16 protein-coding genes are annotated in these 18,254 nt (G+C 62.4%); 10 read left to right on the top strand and 6 right to left on the bottom strand.

All coding sequences use genetic code 11. The features are described 5' to 3' along the window. The first annotated feature begins 3 nt into the window (after nucleotides 1-3). Nucleotides 4-426 (top strand): type IV pilin protein, encoded by a 423-nt coding sequence (locus tag BLR71_RS12725; protein ID WP_092527017.1) that lies wholly within the window; start codon nucleotides 4-6, stop codon nucleotides 424-426. On the opposite strand, the gene BLR71_RS12720 is transcribed toward BLR71_RS12725, so the two are convergent. Next, on the bottom strand, nucleotides 423-947 hold the full coding sequence (locus BLR71_RS12720) for a GspH/FimT family protein (protein WP_092527280.1): 525 nt from the start codon (nucleotides 945-947) through the stop codon (nucleotides 423-425). The genes BLR71_RS12725 and BLR71_RS12720 overlap by 4 nt on opposite strands. 154 nt (nucleotides 948-1,101) lie before the next feature. On the opposite strand from BLR71_RS12720, the gene thiO reads away from it, so the two are divergent. Next, nucleotides 1,102-2,205, top strand: a complete 1,104-nt coding sequence (gene thiO, locus BLR71_RS12715; protein WP_092527015.1) for a glycine oxidase ThiO — start codon at nucleotides 1,102-1,104, stop codon at nucleotides 2,203-2,205. 18 nt (nucleotides 2,206-2,223) lie between these two features. Here thiO and BLR71_RS12710 read toward each other — a convergent pair whose 3' ends face one another. Further along, a complete protein-coding gene (locus BLR71_RS12710; RefSeq protein ID WP_092527013.1) occupies nucleotides 2,224-2,487 on the bottom strand; it encodes a PP0621 family protein in 264 nt (87 codons plus the stop codon). A 111-nt stretch (nucleotides 2,488-2,598) separates the two neighbouring features. On the opposite strand from BLR71_RS12710, the gene BLR71_RS12705 reads away from it, so the two are divergent. After that, nucleotides 2,599-4,230 (top strand): NAD+ synthase, encoded by a 1,632-nt coding sequence (locus BLR71_RS12705; RefSeq protein WP_092527011.1) that lies wholly within the window; start codon nucleotides 2,599-2,601, stop codon nucleotides 4,228-4,230. 151 nt (nucleotides 4,231-4,381) lie between these two features. On the opposite strand, the gene BLR71_RS12700 is transcribed toward BLR71_RS12705, so the two are convergent. After that, nucleotides 4,382-5,188: an outer membrane protein assembly factor BamD gene (locus tag BLR71_RS12700; protein WP_092527009.1), complete on the bottom strand. Its 807-nt coding sequence runs from the start codon at nucleotides 5,186-5,188 to the stop codon at nucleotides 4,382-4,384. A 149-nt stretch (nucleotides 5,189-5,337) separates the two neighbouring features. On the opposite strand from BLR71_RS12700, the gene rluD reads away from it, so the two are divergent. Continuing rightward, entirely contained in the window at nucleotides 5,338-6,297 is a 960-nt protein-coding gene (gene rluD, locus BLR71_RS12695) for a 23S rRNA pseudouridine(1911/1915/1917) synthase RluD (protein WP_092527007.1), read from the top strand. A gap of 28 nt (nucleotides 6,298-6,325) precedes the next feature. After that, nucleotides 6,326-7,090, top strand: a complete 765-nt coding sequence (pgeF, locus tag BLR71_RS12690; protein WP_092527005.1) for a peptidoglycan editing factor PgeF — start codon at nucleotides 6,326-6,328, stop codon at nucleotides 7,088-7,090. Here pgeF and BLR71_RS17660 read toward each other — a convergent pair. After that, entirely contained in the window at nucleotides 7,087-7,242 is a 156-nt protein-coding gene (locus BLR71_RS17660; protein WP_175491678.1) for a hypothetical protein, read from the bottom strand. The two genes, pgeF and BLR71_RS17660, sit on opposite strands and share 4 nt — an antisense overlap. Before the next feature lie 160 nt (nucleotides 7,243-7,402). On the opposite strand from BLR71_RS17660, the gene clpB reads away from it, so the two are divergent. Beyond that, the gene (gene clpB, locus BLR71_RS12685) at nucleotides 7,403-10,006 is read left to right on the top strand and encodes an ATP-dependent chaperone ClpB (RefSeq protein ID WP_092527003.1); all 2,604 of its coding nucleotides are present in this window, start codon (nucleotides 7,403-7,405) and stop codon (nucleotides 10,004-10,006) included. A 133-nt stretch (nucleotides 10,007-10,139) separates the two neighbouring features. Here the strand turns inward: clpB and BLR71_RS12680 are convergent, their stop codons facing one another. Further along, nucleotides 10,140-11,507: a sugar porter family MFS transporter gene (locus BLR71_RS12680; protein ID WP_092527000.1), complete on the bottom strand. Its 1,368-nt coding sequence runs from the start codon at nucleotides 11,505-11,507 to the stop codon at nucleotides 10,140-10,142. A 713-nt stretch (nucleotides 11,508-12,220) separates the two neighbouring features. Here BLR71_RS12680 and BLR71_RS12675 point away from each other — a divergent pair. Then, nucleotides 12,221-13,945, top strand: a complete 1,725-nt coding sequence (locus tag BLR71_RS12675; protein ID WP_092526997.1) for an acetolactate synthase 3 large subunit — start codon at nucleotides 12,221-12,223, stop codon at nucleotides 13,943-13,945. Beyond that, the gene (gene ilvN, locus BLR71_RS12670; protein WP_092526995.1) at nucleotides 13,945-14,436 is read left to right on the top strand and encodes an acetolactate synthase small subunit; all 492 of its coding nucleotides are present in this window, start codon (nucleotides 13,945-13,947) and stop codon (nucleotides 14,434-14,436) included. Before BLR71_RS12675 ends, ilvN begins: the two co-directional genes overlap by 1 nt. Before the next feature lie 115 nt (nucleotides 14,437-14,551). Here the strand turns inward: ilvN and ilvY are convergent, their stop codons facing one another. Further along, nucleotides 14,552-15,439: an HTH-type transcriptional activator IlvY gene (gene ilvY, locus BLR71_RS12665; protein ID WP_092526992.1), complete on the bottom strand. Its 888-nt coding sequence runs from the start codon at nucleotides 15,437-15,439 to the stop codon at nucleotides 14,552-14,554. A 170-nt stretch (nucleotides 15,440-15,609) separates the two neighbouring features. Here ilvY and ilvC point away from each other — a divergent pair, with 170 nt between their 5' ends. Further along, nucleotides 15,610-16,626 carry a ketol-acid reductoisomerase gene (gene ilvC / locus BLR71_RS12660; RefSeq protein ID WP_092526990.1) on the top strand — a complete coding sequence of 339 codons (1,017 nt, stop codon included), beginning with the start codon at nucleotides 15,610-15,612 and terminating at the stop codon, nucleotides 16,624-16,626. A 173-nt stretch (nucleotides 16,627-16,799) separates the two neighbouring features. After that, entirely contained in the window at nucleotides 16,800-17,630 is an 831-nt protein-coding gene (gene pssA / locus BLR71_RS12655; RefSeq protein WP_092526987.1) for a CDP-diacylglycerol--serine O-phosphatidyltransferase, read from the top strand. Nucleotides 17,631-18,254 lie beyond the last annotated feature (624 nt).

Below are 18,254 nucleotides of genomic sequence, written 5' to 3'. Positions count from 1 at the left end.
TCCATGCGCAGTGGTTTGTCGCGCGGTTTTACCTTGATCGAGCTGCTGATTGCGGTTGCGATCATCGCCATTTTGGCCAGTATCGCCTATCCCTCCTACCAGCGGTATGTAACCGATACATGGCGAACCCGGGCTTCAGCTTGTCTCGATGAGTTGGCTCAAGGGATGGAGCGCCGGTATACCGAGACCTTCAGTTACAAGAACGATAATCAGCCATTGCCGAATGCTGAGTGTGTCAGTGAGTTGGCTAATGCCAATCGCTACACGCTGGCTTTCGCTGATAAGGAACCAACGGCCCAGTCGTTTAAGATTGAGGCCTCCCCGACGGGGCCTCAGGCGCCTGATGCCGAATGCGGCACCCTGTCACTCGATCAGACCGGGCAGGCATCCATTTCAGGGTCTGGCACGGTTGCCCAGTGTTTCTAGCTCCCGCAGTCCCCTGATGGGCCGACCCTAAGGCGTCCGGTAGCACTCATCACCAGCGTCGCTGATGCGTCCTGACCGCACAGCGTAAAGGTGCCGTTATACCCCCGCGGCCAGCCACTCGAACCGATACGTAGCCAGCGATAGCCATTGCGGAAGTTAACGCGCTCGAGATTGCCAGCAGGGACTACCTTCAGTATTTCAGCATCCTCGAGCGCATCCCCGTTTACATTACCCTCCATGATCAGTAACGGCAGGTCCCAGTTGGTGCTGCAATGTTCGTTATCAGCGCTGGGGCATAGCGTCAGTCGCCGCTGCTGGCTTATGGCGGTATTTCTGGTCAGCGCAATCGCTCGCTGAAGGCGGCTGATACCTGTATCTATCGAGAACCGCTCTATGAGCCGCTGAAAGTTGGGCACGCCCCAGGTAAGCATGACCGTCAGTACGACTAGGGTCACCAACAGCTCTACCAGAGTGAAGCCAGCCTTACGATAGAGGGGATGGGGTTCCTTTCCCGTGCGCATAGCTCTCTCCTTCCCTGGAGTGTCCGATTACTGACGCATTTTGAGCGGTGCGCTCGCTGTTGCTTTTCCCCGCTCGTCCTGTCGCTTGCCCTTTATTCTGTCGAGCTTTCCATTACTCTAGCCAAAACTGTCGTAAGCCAGAGCGTATTCTATTGTGAGCGATTTCCTGATTATCGGCGGTGGCGTCATCGGCATGATGACGGCTTTGCAGCTGGCCGACGCGGGCCAGTCGGTAACGCTGGTCGAACGTGGCGAATGCGGACGCGAGGCATCTTGGGCGGGAGGCGGCATCGTTTCGCCGCTATACCCTTGGCGTTACGGCACGCCGGTGTCGCGACTGTCGCGCTGGTCCGAGGGGTTCTACCCGGAACTTAGCCTGCGACTGCTGGAAGAAACCGGCATCGACCCGGAGTATCGCCAGAAGGGGCTGCTGTATCTGCGTGTCGAGGACGAGGCGCGTGCCCTCGACTGGGCACGCCAGGTTGGCAAGCCCTTAGAGCGGGTGGGCCCGGAGGTGATCTATGCCAAGGAGCCCGCGGCGACGCCGGGCTGTGAGCAGGCGCTATGGATGCCGACGCTTGGCAGCATTCGCAACCCGCGCCTGGGCCAGGCGCTGCGGGCGCGGCTGGCAATGATGCCGCGGGTCACGCTGCGTGAGCATGAAACGGTAACCGGTCTCGAGCGCGCTGCGAGCGGCGGGGTGGTTGGTGCCCGCACGAAGGAGGGCTTGATCGCGGCGGGGCGTGTGATCGTCTGCGGCGGTGCCTGGGCGGCACAGTTACTGGAGAGCGTCGAGGTGGCGCTGCCGGTGCGGCCGGTGAAGGGGCAGATGATTCTCTTCAAGGCGCCGGCGGGGCTCGTCCAGCGGGTGGTGCTGATGGATGGTCGCTATGTGATTCCCCGCGGCGATGGTCGTGTCCTGGCGGGATCGACGCTGGAAGAAGCTGGCTTCGACAAAGCGCTCAGCGTTGATGCACGAGAATCGCTTTGGCAGAGCGCCACCCGGATCCTGCCGGCGCTCGCCGACTGCGAGGTGGAGCATCACTGGGCCGGGCTGCGCCCCGGCTCCCCAGAGGGCATTCCGTTCATTGGTGCGGTCCCAGGCGTGGAGAACCTCTGGGTCAATGCCGGCCACTACCGTAACGGTCTGGTGCTGGCGCCGGCCTCGACGCGACTGCTGGTCGATGAGCTGCTGGGCCGTGAGCCGATCATCGATCCGGCCCCTTACCGGCTGGCGGGTCGCCTTGGTGGCGGGTAGCGGCGGCCGACGACGACCTCAGTCGGATGGGCGCTGTTCGGCCAGGTACTTGTCGCGATGGGGAGTGCCGCAGAACCATTCGCCTTGCTCGCGTAGGGCTTCATCCTCGGGTAGGTGCACCTGGCAGTAGACGCAGCGCACCATATGGCCGCCATCCTGGCGAGTCTCCTTGCGCTCCCATTCGTCGCGTTCCAGCTTCCAGTCGCGGTACATGCGGTAGAGCTTGAGGCCAGCCCAGAACACCACAGCGAAAATGATCAGGCGAATGATCAACAGGTTCATCCTTTTGTGACTCCCTAGTCGGGCCGCGTTAAGAAGGTCTTGTGTTTTGCTACTCGGGCGGCCATGCGGGACAATACGAGTATCCGAGAGTTTCGAGAGATTTCCCCGACCATGCAAGACCTGACGCTGGTGATGGCCCAATTCGACCCCCTGGTCGGCGATATTCCCGGCAACGCCGAGCGTGCCATCGAAGCGGTGCGCGAGGCCCGCATCGAGCACGGCGCGGATATCGTGGTATTCCCCGAACTGTTTCTGACCGGCTATCCGCCGGAGGATCTGCTGCTGCGCCCCTCCATGGAGACGCGCCTGCGGGAGGCTCGTGCGCGAATGGCCGCCAAGGTCGCCCGCGACGTGCTGGTGATCATTGGTTACCCCGGTCGCCGAGAAGGGCAGACCTATAACCTGGCGGGCCTTTTGTATAACGGCGAATGGCTCGACGAGTATGCCAAGCAGGCGCTGCCCAATTACCAGGTGTTCGACGAGCAGCGCTACTTCAGCGCCGGCACCGAGCCGCTGGTGATCGAGCATAAGGGCGCCAAGCTCGGCATCCTGATCTGCGAGGACGTCTGGAAGACCGAGCCGGTTCGCCTGGCCTGCGAGGCGGGCGCGGAGATTCTGATCACGCTCAATTCGTCGCCCTATCATCAGGACAAGCCCGCAGAGCGTCTCGAGCTCCTGCGCGAGCGGGCCGCCGAGGCCAAGCGTCCGCTGGTCTATGTGAATCAGGTGGGTGGCCAGGACGAGCTGGTGTTCGACGGCGGCTCGGCCTGCGTCGATGCCAATGGCCAGTTGCAGGTGCAGGCGCCCCACTGGCAGGTAGGGCTGATGCCGGTGCAGTTCCTGCGCGAGCAGAATGGCTGGGTGCCACAGTCAGGCGAGTGTGAGCCGCTGCCCGAGCCCGAGGAAAGCCTCTATTGCGCGCTGGTTACCGGGGTGCGTGACTACGTCAACAAGAGCGGCTTCAAGGGCGTGGTGATCGGCCTTTCCGGTGGCATCGACTCGGCACTGACGCTGGCCATTGCGGTAGACGCGCTGGGGCCGGAGCGGGTGCATGCGGTGATGATGCCGTATCACTACACCGCCGATATCTCCCGGGCGGATGCCGCCGAACAGGCCAAGTTGCTGGGCGTTGGCTATGAGGTGATGCCCATCGCGCCGATGGTCGAAAGCTTCATGGACACCCTGGCCGAGAGCTTTGCCGGCACCGAGCGCGACACCACCGAGGAGAACCTGCAGTCCCGCTGCCGTGGCGTGCTGCTGATGGCGATCTCCAACAAGAAGGGCCTGATGGTGTTGACCACCGGCAACAAGAGCGAGATGGCGGTCGGTTACGCCACCCTCTATGGCGACATGGTCGGTGGCTACAATGCCTTGAAAGACGTCTACAAGACCTGGGTCTATCGCCTGGCACGCTGGCGCAACGACCAGGAGCCGGCGATTCCCGAACGGGTCATCGAGCGGCCGCCGTCGGCCGAGCTGGCGCCGGATCAGCAGGACAGCGACTCCTTGCCCGGATACGACACCCTGGATGCCATCCTGGTTCGCTACATCGAGGGAGACATGAGCGCCGAGGCGATCATCGAGGCCGGCTTTGCTCGCGAGGATGTCTACCAGGTGGTCAAGCTGGTGGATCGCTGTGAATACAAGCGTCGTCAGGCGCCAGTAGGTGTGCGCGTGACACCAAGGGGCTTCGGGCGCGACCGTCGCTACCCGATCGTCAACGGTTGGCAGCCCGGGGAATGACCCCGGCTTTCGCCGGGGAACTATAAGAGGGAAAAGCGGCGCTGCGCGCCTGGAAGCTGGAAGAATCGCTATCTGCCAAGACAGGTGTTTTTAGCGTTTGATTTTTCTTCCAGCTTACCTCTTATGACTTACAGCTCCCCGGAGGAGCCCGTTACAGCGTCAGCGGCTCGGCGTCGACGTAACGGGGCTCGAAGGCCCTGCCGTCGAGGCGCTCGTTATCCGGCGCGTTCTCGATCAGAGTGGCGAGCACTTCGCGGGCTCGATCGTCCATGCCAAGACCCAGATAGCCTTCGACCATGACCGCCAGGGCATCTTGATTGGCCGGCGCCTCCGGGTAGTGGGAGATCACCCAGCGCCCGCGCTTGACCGCCGCCAGATAGGCGCCCTTGCGCAGATAGAAGTCGGCCACCTGCAGCTCATGGCGGGCCAGCACGTTGCGCAGGTAGACCAGACGCTGATGGGCGTCCGGGGCATACTCGCTGTCCGGGAAGCGCTCGATGAGCTCCCGGAAGTCCTTGTAGGAGTCGCGGGTGGCGCCCAGGTCGCGCTTGGAAATGTCGATCAGCTTGAGCCCTTCGAGGCTGAAACGGCCCGCCTGATAGGCGGCTAGGCCGCGCATGTAGTAGGCGTAGTCGACCTGAGGGTGATCTGGCTGCAAGCGGATGAAGCGGCTGGCAGCCGCCCGCGCCGACTCCCAGTTGTCGGTCTGGTAGTAGGCGTAGATCAGCTCCAGCTGTGCCTGCTCGGCGTGCTCGCCGAAGGGGTAGCGGGCGTCGAGGGCTTCGAGCCGGCTCACGGCGTTGGTATAGTTCTGCGCTTCCAGCGCCGTCATCGCCTGCTGGTAGAGCTCGGCTTCCGCGAGTTCATCGGGAACGGTATCGTTGCCGGCGCAGCCGGCGAGCAGGGCGGCTGTTAGGGCATAGGCGCCCAGCCGTGTGCCACGGGGGAAAACGCGCATCATGGTCCTCGTCTCAAACAACCCGAATGGCCGTGGTAGAATTACGCAGCGGCTCATCATAAAGCACTCACGATAAACCACTCAGGGCAGGCCGCAAAGCGCCGAGCCTTGGTGTCTCGTCAGTGCCACCTCAAAGGCACACAGCCCCCATGTCAGAAACCGTACATCGCGACGCCCGCATTCCCGAGGCCATGGCCGGCCAGCGCTTCGATCAGGTGGCGGCGGAAATCTTCGCCGATTTTTCCCGCGAACGCCTCAAGGGCTGGATCAAATCCGGCGACCTGACCCTCGACGGCGCCCGTGCTAAGCCCAAGGACAAGATCTACGGCGGAGAGCAGCTCGTGCTGACCGCCGTGGTCGAGGACGAGCTGCGCTTCGAGCCCCAGGCCATCGACCTGGACATCGTCCATGAAGACGCCGCCGTGCTGGTGATCAACAAGCCCGGCGGTCTGGTGGTGCACCCGGCCGCCGGTAACCCTGACGGTACCCTGCTCAACGCCGTGCTGCATCATTGCCCGGCGCTGGCTAGCGTGCCTCGCGCCGGCATCGTGCATCGCCTCGACAAGGATACTACCGGCTTGATGGTGGTGGCCAAGACCTTGGCCGCCCAGACCCAGCTCGTCGAGCAGCTCCAGGCGCGCAGCGTCTCGCGTGAATACGATGCCATTGTCACCGGGGTGGTGACCTCCGGCGGGCGCATCGAGGCGCCGATCGGGCGCCATCCAAAAGATCGCAAGCGCCAGGCGGTCACGGCGTCTGGCAAGCCGGCTGTTACCCACTACCGAGTGACCGAGCGTTTTCGCAACCACACCCATGTGCGCTGCAAGCTCGAGACCGGACGGACCCATCAGATTCGTGTGCACATGGCCCACCAGCGCTTTCCGCTGATCGGCGATAGCCTCTATGGCGGCCGTCTCAAGCTGCCGCCGGGGGCGGACGACGATCTCAAGGACCTGCTGCGTGGCTTCCCGCGTCAGGCCCTGCATGCCCGCAAGCTGGCTTTCATTCATCCGGAAAGCGGCCAGCGCCTCGAGTTTCGCGCCGCGCTGCCCGACGATATGCTGATGTTGCTCGATTACCTGCGCGACGACCACGAAACCATGCGATGAGGCCATTGCTTTGCTGAGGAATCCGGTGATGACGGACCCCGCTGAGACGCTGCACCCGCACCCCACGCTAGTGCTGCCCGACTGGCCGGCGCCGAGCACGGTGCGGGCCCTGGTCACTACCCGCGAGACCGGGCCCAGCAAAGGGCCCTTCGCGGCCTTCAATACCGCCGAACATGTGGATGACGATCCTTCCACGGTGGCGCGCTGCCGCGAGCTGCTGCAGGCCGAGATCGGCAGTGACCGTCCGTTGCTGTGGCTCGACCAGGTGCATGGCGCCAACGTTCAGCAGGTTTATGTGTCTGATGCGCCTCAAGCCGATGCCGCCGTGGCCTTCGATGCCGGCCATGCCTGCGTGGTGCAGACCGCCGACTGCCTGCCGGTGTTCTTCTGCGACCGGCTGGGCACCCGGGTGGGTATCGCCCATGCGGGCTGGCGTGGGCTTGCCGGCGGCGTACTCGAAGCCACGGTGGCCGCACTCGGCACCGAGCCCAGCGAGCTGATGGCCTGGTTGGGGCCGGCCATTTCCAACGCACAGTTCGAGGTGGGCCCCGAAGTGCACGATGCCTTCGTGGCGGTGCAACCCGAGGCCGAAAGCGCCTTCGAACCTAGCCCCTATCGTCTCGGTCATTACATGGCCGATATCTACCGGCTGGCGCGTCTGCGTCTCGAGCGGCTTGGCGTTGCCCACATCAGCGGTGGCCATTTCTGCACCGCCTGCGAGCCGCGCTTCTACTCCCACCGCCGTGACGACGGCGTCACCGGCCGCATGGCCAGCGCTATCTGGCTGCGCTAAGAGTCTTTCTCGGCCCCGGGCATGGAAAAGCGAAGCGCCTTTTTCAGGGCCGGATAATGCATCCATGCAATTCCGGTATTTCCGCCATCCGTGGCGGTCAGATGAAAAAGCCGAGCGTCCTGGGAGGGATTCACCGCGTCTTCGCGCTTCATGTGCCGGGGGCGTCCTGCCAATTATGATCTGCATCAAGTCGGCGCCTCTTTCCTCGGCCGACGCCTTGAAAGCGGGTCAACATACCTCCATTGATACTGTCAAGACACGACACAGGCAGGCGGTGCGTCCGAACTCGTCGCTGCCCTAATGGAGGATGTGATGCGATTCGAAAAATTCACTGGCAAATTGCAAACCGCGGTGGCCGATGCCCAATCCCTGGCGGTGGGGCGTGGCCATAACCAGCTCGATCCGGGCCATCTGCTCATGGCGCTGCTCGAAGATCGCGACGCCGGTCTCAAGGGGTTGGTCGACAAGGCAGGCGGCGATGCCACCGCCCTGCGTAGCGCGCTGTCCAATTATCTGGATGGGCTGCCCGAGGTGGGCCAGTTCGACGGCGAGGTGCAGCCGTCCAGGGACTTCGTGCGGCTGATGAATCTCGCCGACCGGGAGGCACAGAAGCGCGGCGATCAGTTCATCGCAAGCGAGCTGGTGCTGGTGGCGGCGCTTTCCATGAATAATGCGATCACCAAGCTGCTGACCCAGGCCGGCCTCACTCAGAAGGCCTTGGCCGCGGCCATCGACAGCCTGCGCGGTGGCCAGAAGGTCGACGATCCCAACGCCGAGGAGTCCCGCGAGGCGCTCTCCAAGTACACCCTGGATCTGACCGCCCGGGCCGCTGAAGGCAAGCTCGACCCGGTGATCGGCCGCGACGATGAGATCCGCCGTACCATCCAGGTGCTGCAACGTCGCACCAAGAACAACCCGGTGCTGATCGGCGAGCCCGGCGTCGGCAAGACCGCCATCGTCGAAGGCCTGGCCAACCGCATCATCGACGGCGAAGTGCCAGAAGGGCTCAAAGACAAGCGCGTGCTATCGCTGGACATGGGCGCGCTGCTGGCCGGCGCCAAGTTCCGCGGCGAGTTCGAGGAGCGGCTCAAGGCGGTGCTCAACGAGCTGGCCCAGGAAGAGGGTCGGGTGATCCTGTTCATCGATGAGCTGCACACCATGGTCGGCGCCGGTAAGGCCGAAGGCGCCATGGACGCCGGCAACATGCTGAAGCCGGCGCTGGCTCGCGGCGAGCTGCACTGCGTGGGCGCTACCACCCTGGATGAGTACCGCAAGTACATCGAGAAGGACGCGGCCTTGGAGCGCCGCTTCCAGAAGGTGCTGGTCGACGAGCCCTCCGAGGAAGACACCATTGCCATCCTGCGTGGCCTCAAGGAGCGCTATGAAGTCCATCATCGTCTCCACATCACCGATTCGGCGATCATCGCCGCGGCCAAGCTGTCGGCGCGCTATATCACCGATCGTCAACTGCCGGACAAAGCCATCGACCTGATCGACGAGGCCTCTTCGCGGATTCGCATGGAGCTCGACTCCAAGCCTGAAGAAATGGACCGCCTCGACCGGCGTCTGATCCAGCTCAAGATGGAGCGTGAGCAGCTTAAGAAAGAGACCGACGATGCCTCTCAGAAGCGTCTCGAGAGCCTAGAGGCGCAAATTGACGAGTTGGCCCGAGAATACGCCGATCTCGACGAGGTCTGGAAGTCCGAGAAGGCCAGCATCGAGGGCGCGGCCCAGCACAAGGCAGAGCTCGACAAGGCACGCATCGAACTCGACGCTGCCAAGCGTCAGAACGACTATGAGGCGATGTCCAAGCTGCAGTACGGGGTGATTCCCGAGCTCGAACGCAAGATCGCCGAGATCGAGGAAAGCGAAACCGCGGATACCTCGACCCACACCTTGCTGCGCTCCAACGTCACCGAGGAAGAGGTCGCCGAAGTGGTGTCACGCTGGACCGGCATCCCGGTGTCCAAGATGCTCGAGGGCGAGCGCGACAAACTGCTGCGTATGGAAGAGGCCTTGCACGAACGGGTGATCGGCCAGGACGAAGCGGTCACGGCGGTGGCCAATGCCGTGCGCCGCTCCCGCGCCGGGCTCGCCGACCCGAACCGGCCCAACGGCTCCTTCCTGTTCCTCGGCCCGACCGGGGTGGGCAAGACCGAGCTGTGCAAGTCGCTGGCCAACTTCCTCTTCGACACCGAGGAAGCCATGGTGCGCATCGACATGTCCGAGTTCATGGAGAAGCACTCCGTGGCCCGCTTGATCGGTGCGCCTCCGGGCTATGTCGGCTACGAAGAAGGCGGCTACCTGACCGAGGCGGTGCGTCGCAAGCCCTATTCGGTGCTGTTGCTCGACGAGGTCGAGAAGGCGCATGCCGATGTCTTCAACATCCTGCTGCAGGTGCTCGAGGACGGCCGGCTGACCGATGGTCAGGGGCGTACCGTGGACTTTCGCAACACCGTGATCGTGATGACCTCCAACATGGGCTCGGACATCATCCAGCGCATGGGTAGCGAGGACAGCGGTGATAGCGAGAAAGACTACGAGCACATGAAGGACATGGTGATGGCGGTGGTCGGTGACCACTTCCGTCCCGAGTTGATCAACCGCATCGATGAAGTGGTGGTCTTCCACGCCCTCGGCCAAGAGCAGATCCAGGCCATTGCCGGCATCCAGCTCGATCGTCTGCGCGCCCGGCTCGCCGAGCACGAGCTGTCGCTCGAGGTCAGTGACGACGCCCTGGCCCAACTGGCGGTGGTGGGGTTTGACCCGGTATTTGGTGCCCGGCCACTCAAGCGGGCGATCCAGAGCCGGATCGAAAACCCGCTGGCTCAGGACATGCTCGCCGGCAAGTTCTCGCCTGGCGATACCATCAAGGTGGTCAGCGACGACGGCAAGCTGTTGTTCAGCAAGGTATAAGCTCGTCTAAGCCGACCGGCCTTCAGGGGCCGATACTAAGAAGGCCCGCCTCTCTCGGAGGCGGGCCTTTTCGTTGCATGTCGATTATTGCATACCGTCAGCGCTGGCTGTCAGACCAGCGGCTGCAGCGCGATCAGCGGCTGCCGGCGCTGGCGGGGCGCGCCTTCGGTGTCGGCTCGCGCACCAGGCGCTCCTGTAGGACTTCCAGGGACACTCCCTTGGTTTCGGGCATCAGGAATTTCACGAACAGCACCTGCAGCGCCATCATGACCGCGAAGAAGGCGAACACCGGGCCACCGTTGAAGGTGCCGAGCACCCAGGGCATCACCAGGGTGATCAGGGCCGCGCAGATCCAGTGCACGGAGCTGCCGAAGGACTGGCCGCGGGCGCGCACATGGTTGGGGAAGACCTCGGCGATGAATACCCAGATGATCGCCCCCTGGCTGATCGCGTGAGCGGCGATGAACAGCCCCAGCAGCAGCGGCACCTCGATGCCACCCAGGTCGCCGAGGAAGAAGGCCCGCGAGATCATGACCAGCGAGACCAAGTAGCCCACCGAGCCAACATACAGCAGGGTGCGACGCCCCAGGCGGTCGATCAGTGCCATGCCGGCCATGGTGAAGACCAGGTTGACCAGACCGATACCGGCGGATGAGAGCAGGGCGGCACTATTGCCGAGCTCGGCGGCCTCGAACACTCGCGGCGCGTAGTAGATGATGAAGTTGATGCCCGAGAGCTGATTGAAGAAGGCGATCAAGAAGGCCAGCAGGATTGGCAGGCGATAGCGTCCGGAGAAGAAGGGCGCATGGGCCTTCTGCTCACTGGTTTCCGCGGCGCGGATGGTGGCGATTTCGTGGTCCACATCGGCGTTGGGGTCAATCTTTCTCAGTACCTCGCTGGCGCCCTCAACGTCGTTACGCTTGAGGATCAGCCAGCGCGGGCTCTTCGGCACACGGCAGATCATCAGCGTATACAGCAGTGCCGGCACGGCCTCGATGCCCAACATCCAGCGCCATGCGCCCTCACCCAGCAGCGAGCCCAGCACGAAGTTGGAGACGAAAGCCATCAGGATGCCGAACACGATGTTGAACTGGTACAGGCCCACCAGGGCGCCGCGGTGCTTGGCTGGCGCGATCTCGGAAATGTAGGTAGGGGCGGCGACCGAGGATATCCCCACGCCGATGCCGCCGATCAGGCGGAAGAACGAGAACCAGTAGGGGTCGGTGGACAGCGCCGAGCCAACCGCCGAGCTCAGGTAGAGGATGCCGATCAGCACCAGGGTGGCTCGGCGCCCCAGCCTGTCGGTGGGCCAGTTGCCGCCGATGGCGCCGATCACCGTGCCCCACAGCGCCATCGACATGACCAGCAGGCCATGCTGGAGGTCGCTGAGTCCCCAGAGGGCCTGAATGGGCTTGTCGGCGCCGGAGATGACGGCGGTATCGAAGCCGAACAGGAAGCCGGCGAGGGCTACCGTGATCGACCACTGAACGATGCGAGACATTCACTTTCTCCTTGCTGGGCACCTTTCGTCGCTGCTTCTCTTGAGCCTCTGAGTGTTTAGCCTTGGGTGAATCGATTCACCTAAGACTAAGACCCAAACGCTAAGGCTAGAAGGTTCGGGCCAGGGCGATGCTATCTGCTGATCCAAGCGGCCGGAAAAGCCCGACGAAAGGCTATGAGTGCGTTGTGTGGTTGGCTGAATCGTGTCAGCCGAAGACTATTACAGCAACCAGTCGACAAATCTACCATCCGGAATGCGCTAGACATTGGTCTAAGAGAAGTGGCGCCGTTACCATATGCACCGCACCCATAGGCCATTTCGGGCCGCCATTAGCCGGTTGAGGCGGCAGGTTCTCGTCGACTCGTCGCAGGAGCGCGGTTTCACGGTTGACACTATCGAGGGCCTATTGGACTCTTGACGGTTCCTGATTGCGGGCGCGGACGAAACCGGGCGATCCCCGACCGCCGCGTGAAGGGTGGGTCGCAAGACCTCTACCCGCCGAAGGATTTTCCGGGCAAGGCTACCCGCCACGCTCGGCCAACGCCCCGACACGGTGAACCGCCGTGATGTGAGTGCAGGCCCCATCCGGGCCGAATGAAGCCAGGGTTTGGCATCAGGTGCCGGCATCGACCGGCCGCGGCATACCGCCGCACTCGACTTGCGTGTCTCTTTGAGCACGGCAAGGCACTCGAGACCTCCAGGGGAGAAATACAGTGGAACTGCTTTCCGGCGCCGACATGATCGCCCGCTTCCTTCAGGACGAGGGCGTCGAATATATCTATGGCTACCCCGGCGGAGCGGCGTTGCATATCTACGACGCCCTGTTTCGTCAGGACAAGGTCAAACACATCCTGGTACGCCATGAACAGGCCGCGACGCATGCCGCCGACGGCTATGCTCGGGCTTCCGGCAAACCAGGCACCGTGCTGGTCACCTCGGGTCCCGGCGCGACCAACGCCGTGACCGGCATCGCCACCGCCTACATGGACTCGATTCCGCTCGTCGTGCTGTGCGGGCAGGTGATGAGCCACTTGATCGGTGACGATGCCTTCCAGGAAACCGACATCATCGGCGTGACCCGCCCGGTGGTGAAGCACAGCTTCTCGATCCGGCACCCGTCGGAGATTCCCGAGGTGCTGAAGAAGGCGTACTACCTGGCGTCGACCGGTCGCCCCGGGCCGGTGGTGGTGGACATTCCCAAGGACATGACCGCCCCCACTGAGCGCTACGAGTACGTCTATCCGAAGAAGGTCAAGCTGCGCTCCTACAATCCGGTGACTCGCGGCCATACCGGCCAGATCAAGAAAGCCGTGGAGATGATGCTCAAGGCCAAGCGCCCGGTGTTCTACACCGGCGGCGGGGTGGTCACCGGTAACGCCAGCGAAGGCCTGACGGATCTGGTCAAGCATCTGGGCTTTCCGATCACCACTACGCTGATGGGCATCGGCGCCTACCCGCAGAGTGATCGGCAGTGTCTCGGTTGGCTGGGCATGCACGGCTCCTATGAGTCGAACATGGCCATGCACCATGCCGACCTGGTGATCGCCATCGGAGCGCGCTTCGATGACCGCGTGACCAACAACACCTCCAAGTTCTGCCCCACGGCCAAGATCATTCACGTCGATATCGACCCCAGCTCGGTCTCCAAGACCGTGCGCGCCGACGTGCCGATCGTCGGGCCGGCGGCCAGCGTCATCAACGAAATGATCAGCCTGGTTCAGGGCAAGGAAGTCAGTCAGCCCGAGGCACTCGCCGAGTGGTGGCAGAAGCTCGATGGCTGGCGCGAAGAGCGGGTCGGCAAGCTTTACGAGCCGTCGCAGGAAGGCGAGCCGCTCAAGCCTCAGGAAGTGATCGAAGCCGTTTGCCGGGTAACCCGCGGCGAGGCCTACGTCACCACCGACGTGGGCCAGCACCAGATGTTCGCGGCCCAGTACTACAAGTTCGACAAGCCCAATCGTCTCATTACCTCGGGTGGGCTTGGCACCATGGGCTTCGGTTTCCCGGCGGCAATGGGCATCAAGAAGAGCTATCCGGACGATGATGTGGTCTGCATCACCGGCGAGGGCAGTTTCCAGATGATGATGCAGGAACTCTCCACCTGTAAGCAGTACGGGGTGGGGGTGAAGATCATCAACCTGAACAACGGCTCCTTGGGTATGGTGCGCCAGTGGCAGGATTTGAACTACAAGTCCCGTCACGCCCAGTCCTACATGGAGTCGCTGCCTGACTTCCAGATGCTGATCGAGTCGTATGGCTTCACCGCCCTCAAGGTGGAACGTCACGAGGATCTCGAACCCGCTCTCGAGCGGGCCTTCGCTGACAAGAACGAGCTGGTGTTCCTCGACGTCTACGTCGACCCGCGCGAGCACGTTTATCCGATGCAGGTGCCCCTGGGCTCCATGCGTGACATGCTGCTTTCGAAGACGGAGCGGACCTGATGCGCCATATCATCTCGATCCTGATGGAAAACGAACCCGGCGCCTTGTCTCGTGTGGTGGGGCTGTTCTCACAGCGCAACTACAACATCGAGTCGCTCAACGTCGCGCCGACCGAAGACCCGACGCTGTCGCGCCTGACCGTCACCACCGTCGGTGACGACCGAGTGATCGAGCAGATCACCAAGCACCTCAACAAGCTGATCGACGTGGTCAAGCTGGTCGACCTGACCGAAGGGCAGCACATCGAGCGCGAGCTGATGCTGGTCAAGGTCAAGGCGCTCGGCGCGGCCCGTGATGAGGTCAAGCGCACCGCCGACATCTTCCGTGCCCAGGTGGTCGACGTGACGCCAAACCTCTACACGGTGCAGATCACTGGCGACGCCAGCAAGCTGGATGCCTTCCTCCAGGCCATGGCCCCGGTGGGTATCCTCGAGGTGGCGCGTACCGGTGTCTCGGGCATCGCCCGCGGCGACAAGGTGCTGAGCCTTTGAGGCCGTACACGTGGCCGCAAGCCAAGACCACGCCCTAGGCAAGTCGCTAGGAAAGCCGCTCCTCGGAGCGGCTTTTTCGTGCCTGGCCTTCGTGTCAGTCCAGTGGAGTGTGGCGCTATTGTGCCGAGACCTCGGACCATAGCGCGCGGATCAGCGGGCTCTTCAGCCGGCGCTGGGCCACGCACAGGCCGACGTCGTAGTGGGGCAGTTCGGGTTTCACCGCCAGGGTCTGCACCCGGGCGGCCAGAGGGCTGTTGTCGACCACGATCTTCGGCACCACGCCGATGCCGAAGCCCAGACCGACCATGCTGACGATGGCCTCGTGCCCGGCGACCTGGGCGTAGATGCGCGGCGTGATGCCCAGCGCCTTGAACCAGGTGTCGCTGTACTCCCGCGACAGGCCCGACTCGGAAAGAATCATCGGCACCTCGGCCCATTGCTCGGCGGTGGGGACTTCTGGATGAGCGGGCATCCAGTCGGCGCCGTCCCGTGGGGCGATGAACACCAGTGGCGAGGTGGTCATCGGCTTGAACGCCAGGGCCTCGGGGAGGCGTCGCGGTCGCGGGGTGATTGCCATATCCTCTTCGCCGGCCAGTACCCGCGAGATCGAATGGGCCGGGTCGCCGGTATGCAGCTTGAGCTCAATGCGCGGGTGGCGGGTACGAAAGTCGCTCAGCAGCTCATACAGGAAGCTATAGCTGGCGGTGACCGAGCAGAAAATGCTGATCTCGCCGGCGAGTGCGGCGGTTTCTTCCATCAGGGCATGACGAACCAGCTCCCACTGCTCGAGGGCATCCCGGGCATAGGCCTGAAAGGTCAGCCCCTGGTGAGTCAGGGCCACGTGGCGGTTGTCGCGCTCGAAGAGGGTGGCGCCGAGGCTTTCTTCCAGGGAGCGTATCGAACGAGAAAGCGTCGAGGGACTGACGTGGCAGGCATCGCTGGCGCGGCCGAAATGCAGGGTGTCGGCCAGGCTCAGGAAATGCCTGAGGTCGCGTATGTCCATAGGAGTCATTGCACTTTTCGGGATGTGATATTGCAAATATAGCGTTTTACGCAACGCATTGTCTGTCGTATCGTCCTTGCATCGGCATCACATACCACAAGCGTCGCGATAGACGGCGCGGGTTGCCATCAACGCTGACACTTTTCTCACTTATCATCAGGAATATCGCCATGCACGTTTATTACGATAAGGACTGCGACCTCTCTCTCATCCAGGGCAAGAAGGTCACCATCGTGGGTTACGGCTCCCAGGGCCACGCACACGCTAACAACCTGAAGGAATCCGGTGTCGACGTCACTGTCGCGCTGCGCAAGGGTTCTTCTTCTGCCGCCAAGGCTGAAGCGGCCGGCCTCAAGGTCGCGTCTGTTACCGAAGCGAGCCAGACCGCTGACGTGGTCATGCTGCTGGCGCCTGACGAGAACCAGAAGGCGATCTACGAGCAGGAAGTCGCGCCGAACCTGAAGCAGGGCGCAACCCTGGCCTTCGCTCACGGCTTCAACATCCACTACAACCAGATCGAGCCGCGCAAGGACCTGGACGTGATCATGATCGCGCCCAAGGCGCCGGGTCACACCGTGCGCTCCGAGTTCGTCAAGGGTGGCGGCATTCCCGACCTGATCGCCGTCCAGCAGGACGCGACCGGCAACGCCAAGGCGCTGGCACTGTCCTACGCGGCAGGCGTGGGCGGTGGTCGTACCGGCATCATCGAGACCACTTTCCGTGACGAGACCGAAACCGATCTGTTCGGCGAGCAGGCCGTTCTTTGCGGTGGCGCAGTCGAGCTGGTCAAGGCCGGCTTCGAAACCCTGACCGAGGCAGGCTATGCCCCGGAAATGGCCTACTTCGAGTGCCTGCACGAGCTCAAGCTGATCGTCGACCTGATGTACGAAGGCGGCATCGCCAACATGAACTACTCCATCTCCAACAACGCGGAGTTTGGCGAGTACTTCACCGGTAAAGAGGTCATCAACGACCAGTCCCGCGAAGCGATGCGCAATGCCCTCAAGCGCATCCAGAACGGTGACTATGCCAAGAGCTTCATCGCTGAGAGCCAGACCAACTATCCGTCGATGACCGCGCGTCGTCGTCTCAACGCCGAGCACCCGATCGAGCAGGTCGGCGAGAAGCTGCGCTCCATGATGCCCTGGATCGCCGCCAACCAGCTGGTCGATAAGTCCAAGAACTGATCGATAGCTCGGATCGATAGAGTCGGCTAGTGAGATAGCCGTCATGGCAGCGAGGGCGCGGATTTCCGCGCCCTCGCTGTTTTCGTTCATTCCACCGTTACTATCGTTGTTGGAACTAGCATGTAGAATGGTCCCCGTGTCACAGACACATATCCCAGCAACGGAAGACCTCTATGAGCCAGGATTCGCATAAGACCGAACACGAGCACGCCGAACACGACGAGGATGTCACTGCGACCTTCTTGCGCGAGACGGAGGTGATCGAAGAAGCGGTCGAGGATGGTAAGAAGATCCGGCGGCGTGGCATCTATCTGCTGCCGAACCTGTTCACCACCTCCGCATTGTTCTCGGGTTTCTTCGCCGTAGTGGCCGGCATCAATGGCGACTTTTCAGCTGCCGCCATCGCCATCTTCATCGCCATGGTGCTCGACGGCCTCGATGGCCGCGTTGCGCGCATGACCAATACCCAGAGTGCCTTCGGCGCCGAGTACGATAGCCTTGCCGACATGATTTCATTCGGCATGGCGCCCGCCTTGGTGTCCTTCACCTGGATTCTTCAGGACCTCGGCAAGGTCGGCTGGGTGGTAGCCTTCCTGTACGTGGCCTGTGCCGCTCTACGCCTGGCGCGTTTCAATGTGCAGATTGGCTCTACAGACAAGCGGTGGTTCATCGGGCTGCCCAGTCCGTCTGCCGCTGCCCTGGTGGCCGCCAGCGTTTGGACCTTCCACAGCTTCGATGCCAATGCCTTCGCCTTCAAGCTGCTGATGCTGGTGGTGGTTGCCGCATCGGGCGTGCTGATGGTCAGCAATATCCGCTACTACAGCTTCAAGGATGTCGACCTCAAGGGGCCTGTGCCTTTCGTGGTGTTGCTCGCCATCGTGCTGGGCTTCGTGGTGATCTCGGTAGAACCCTCGGTCATGCTGCTGCTGCTGTTCGCCGCCTATGTTGCCTCGGGGCCAGTGCTTGCCGCGCTGCGCAAGATGAAAAAGCAGCCGGCTAGCTAATCTTCTAGCACCACGGCCTGATCGTCTGCTGCCTGCTCGATAACGCCCGCCCTCGTGCGGGCGTTATCGTGTCTGATGGGCCTGTTTATCCACACCCGGTCGGTCGCCGTCATCTATCCACAACCCCTTTGTCATCTTTTTCACATAAAGGGGTTGTGTGCCCCGCCGATAATCCGTAAAGTACGCATCCGCTGCCGCCGACGGGCAAACGTCGGAAGCGGTAAAGAGTGTTGGAAGCACTTGTTTTCGTTAAGGTTTTTCGGTTCGCTTGAGTCGATGAGCATTGACAAAAACGCCGGAAACGGTAGAATGCTCCTCCACTCGATCGGCGCTCAACTCGCCGCTAGTTCACTCGGTCATCTAGAGCGAACGACAACAGCAGGGGTTGACATTCACCGCCGATTCAGTAGAATACGCCTTCCTCGCAGGGCGCCGGCCAAACGGCCAGGCAAATGCGAGATGCTCCACTCTTTAAGAGTTCGGAGCTGCTCTTTAACAATCGATCAGATAATTCATGTGGGCGCTTGTCGATGAAGGGGTGATCAGTCACCGATACTTCAAGGCAAGCGACTCGTCAAAAGAAGCCATATCGGCTGATTTTTTGAGACGTTTGAACCTTGAGCC

This window comes from Onishia taeanensis, assembly GCF_900100755.1.
GTDB classification, from domain to species: domain Bacteria; phylum Pseudomonadota; class Gammaproteobacteria; order Pseudomonadales; family Halomonadaceae; genus Onishia; species Onishia taeanensis.
The sequence above is the reverse complement of the archived record's forward strand: the minus strand, read 5'-3'. Positions and strand labels throughout refer to the sequence as shown.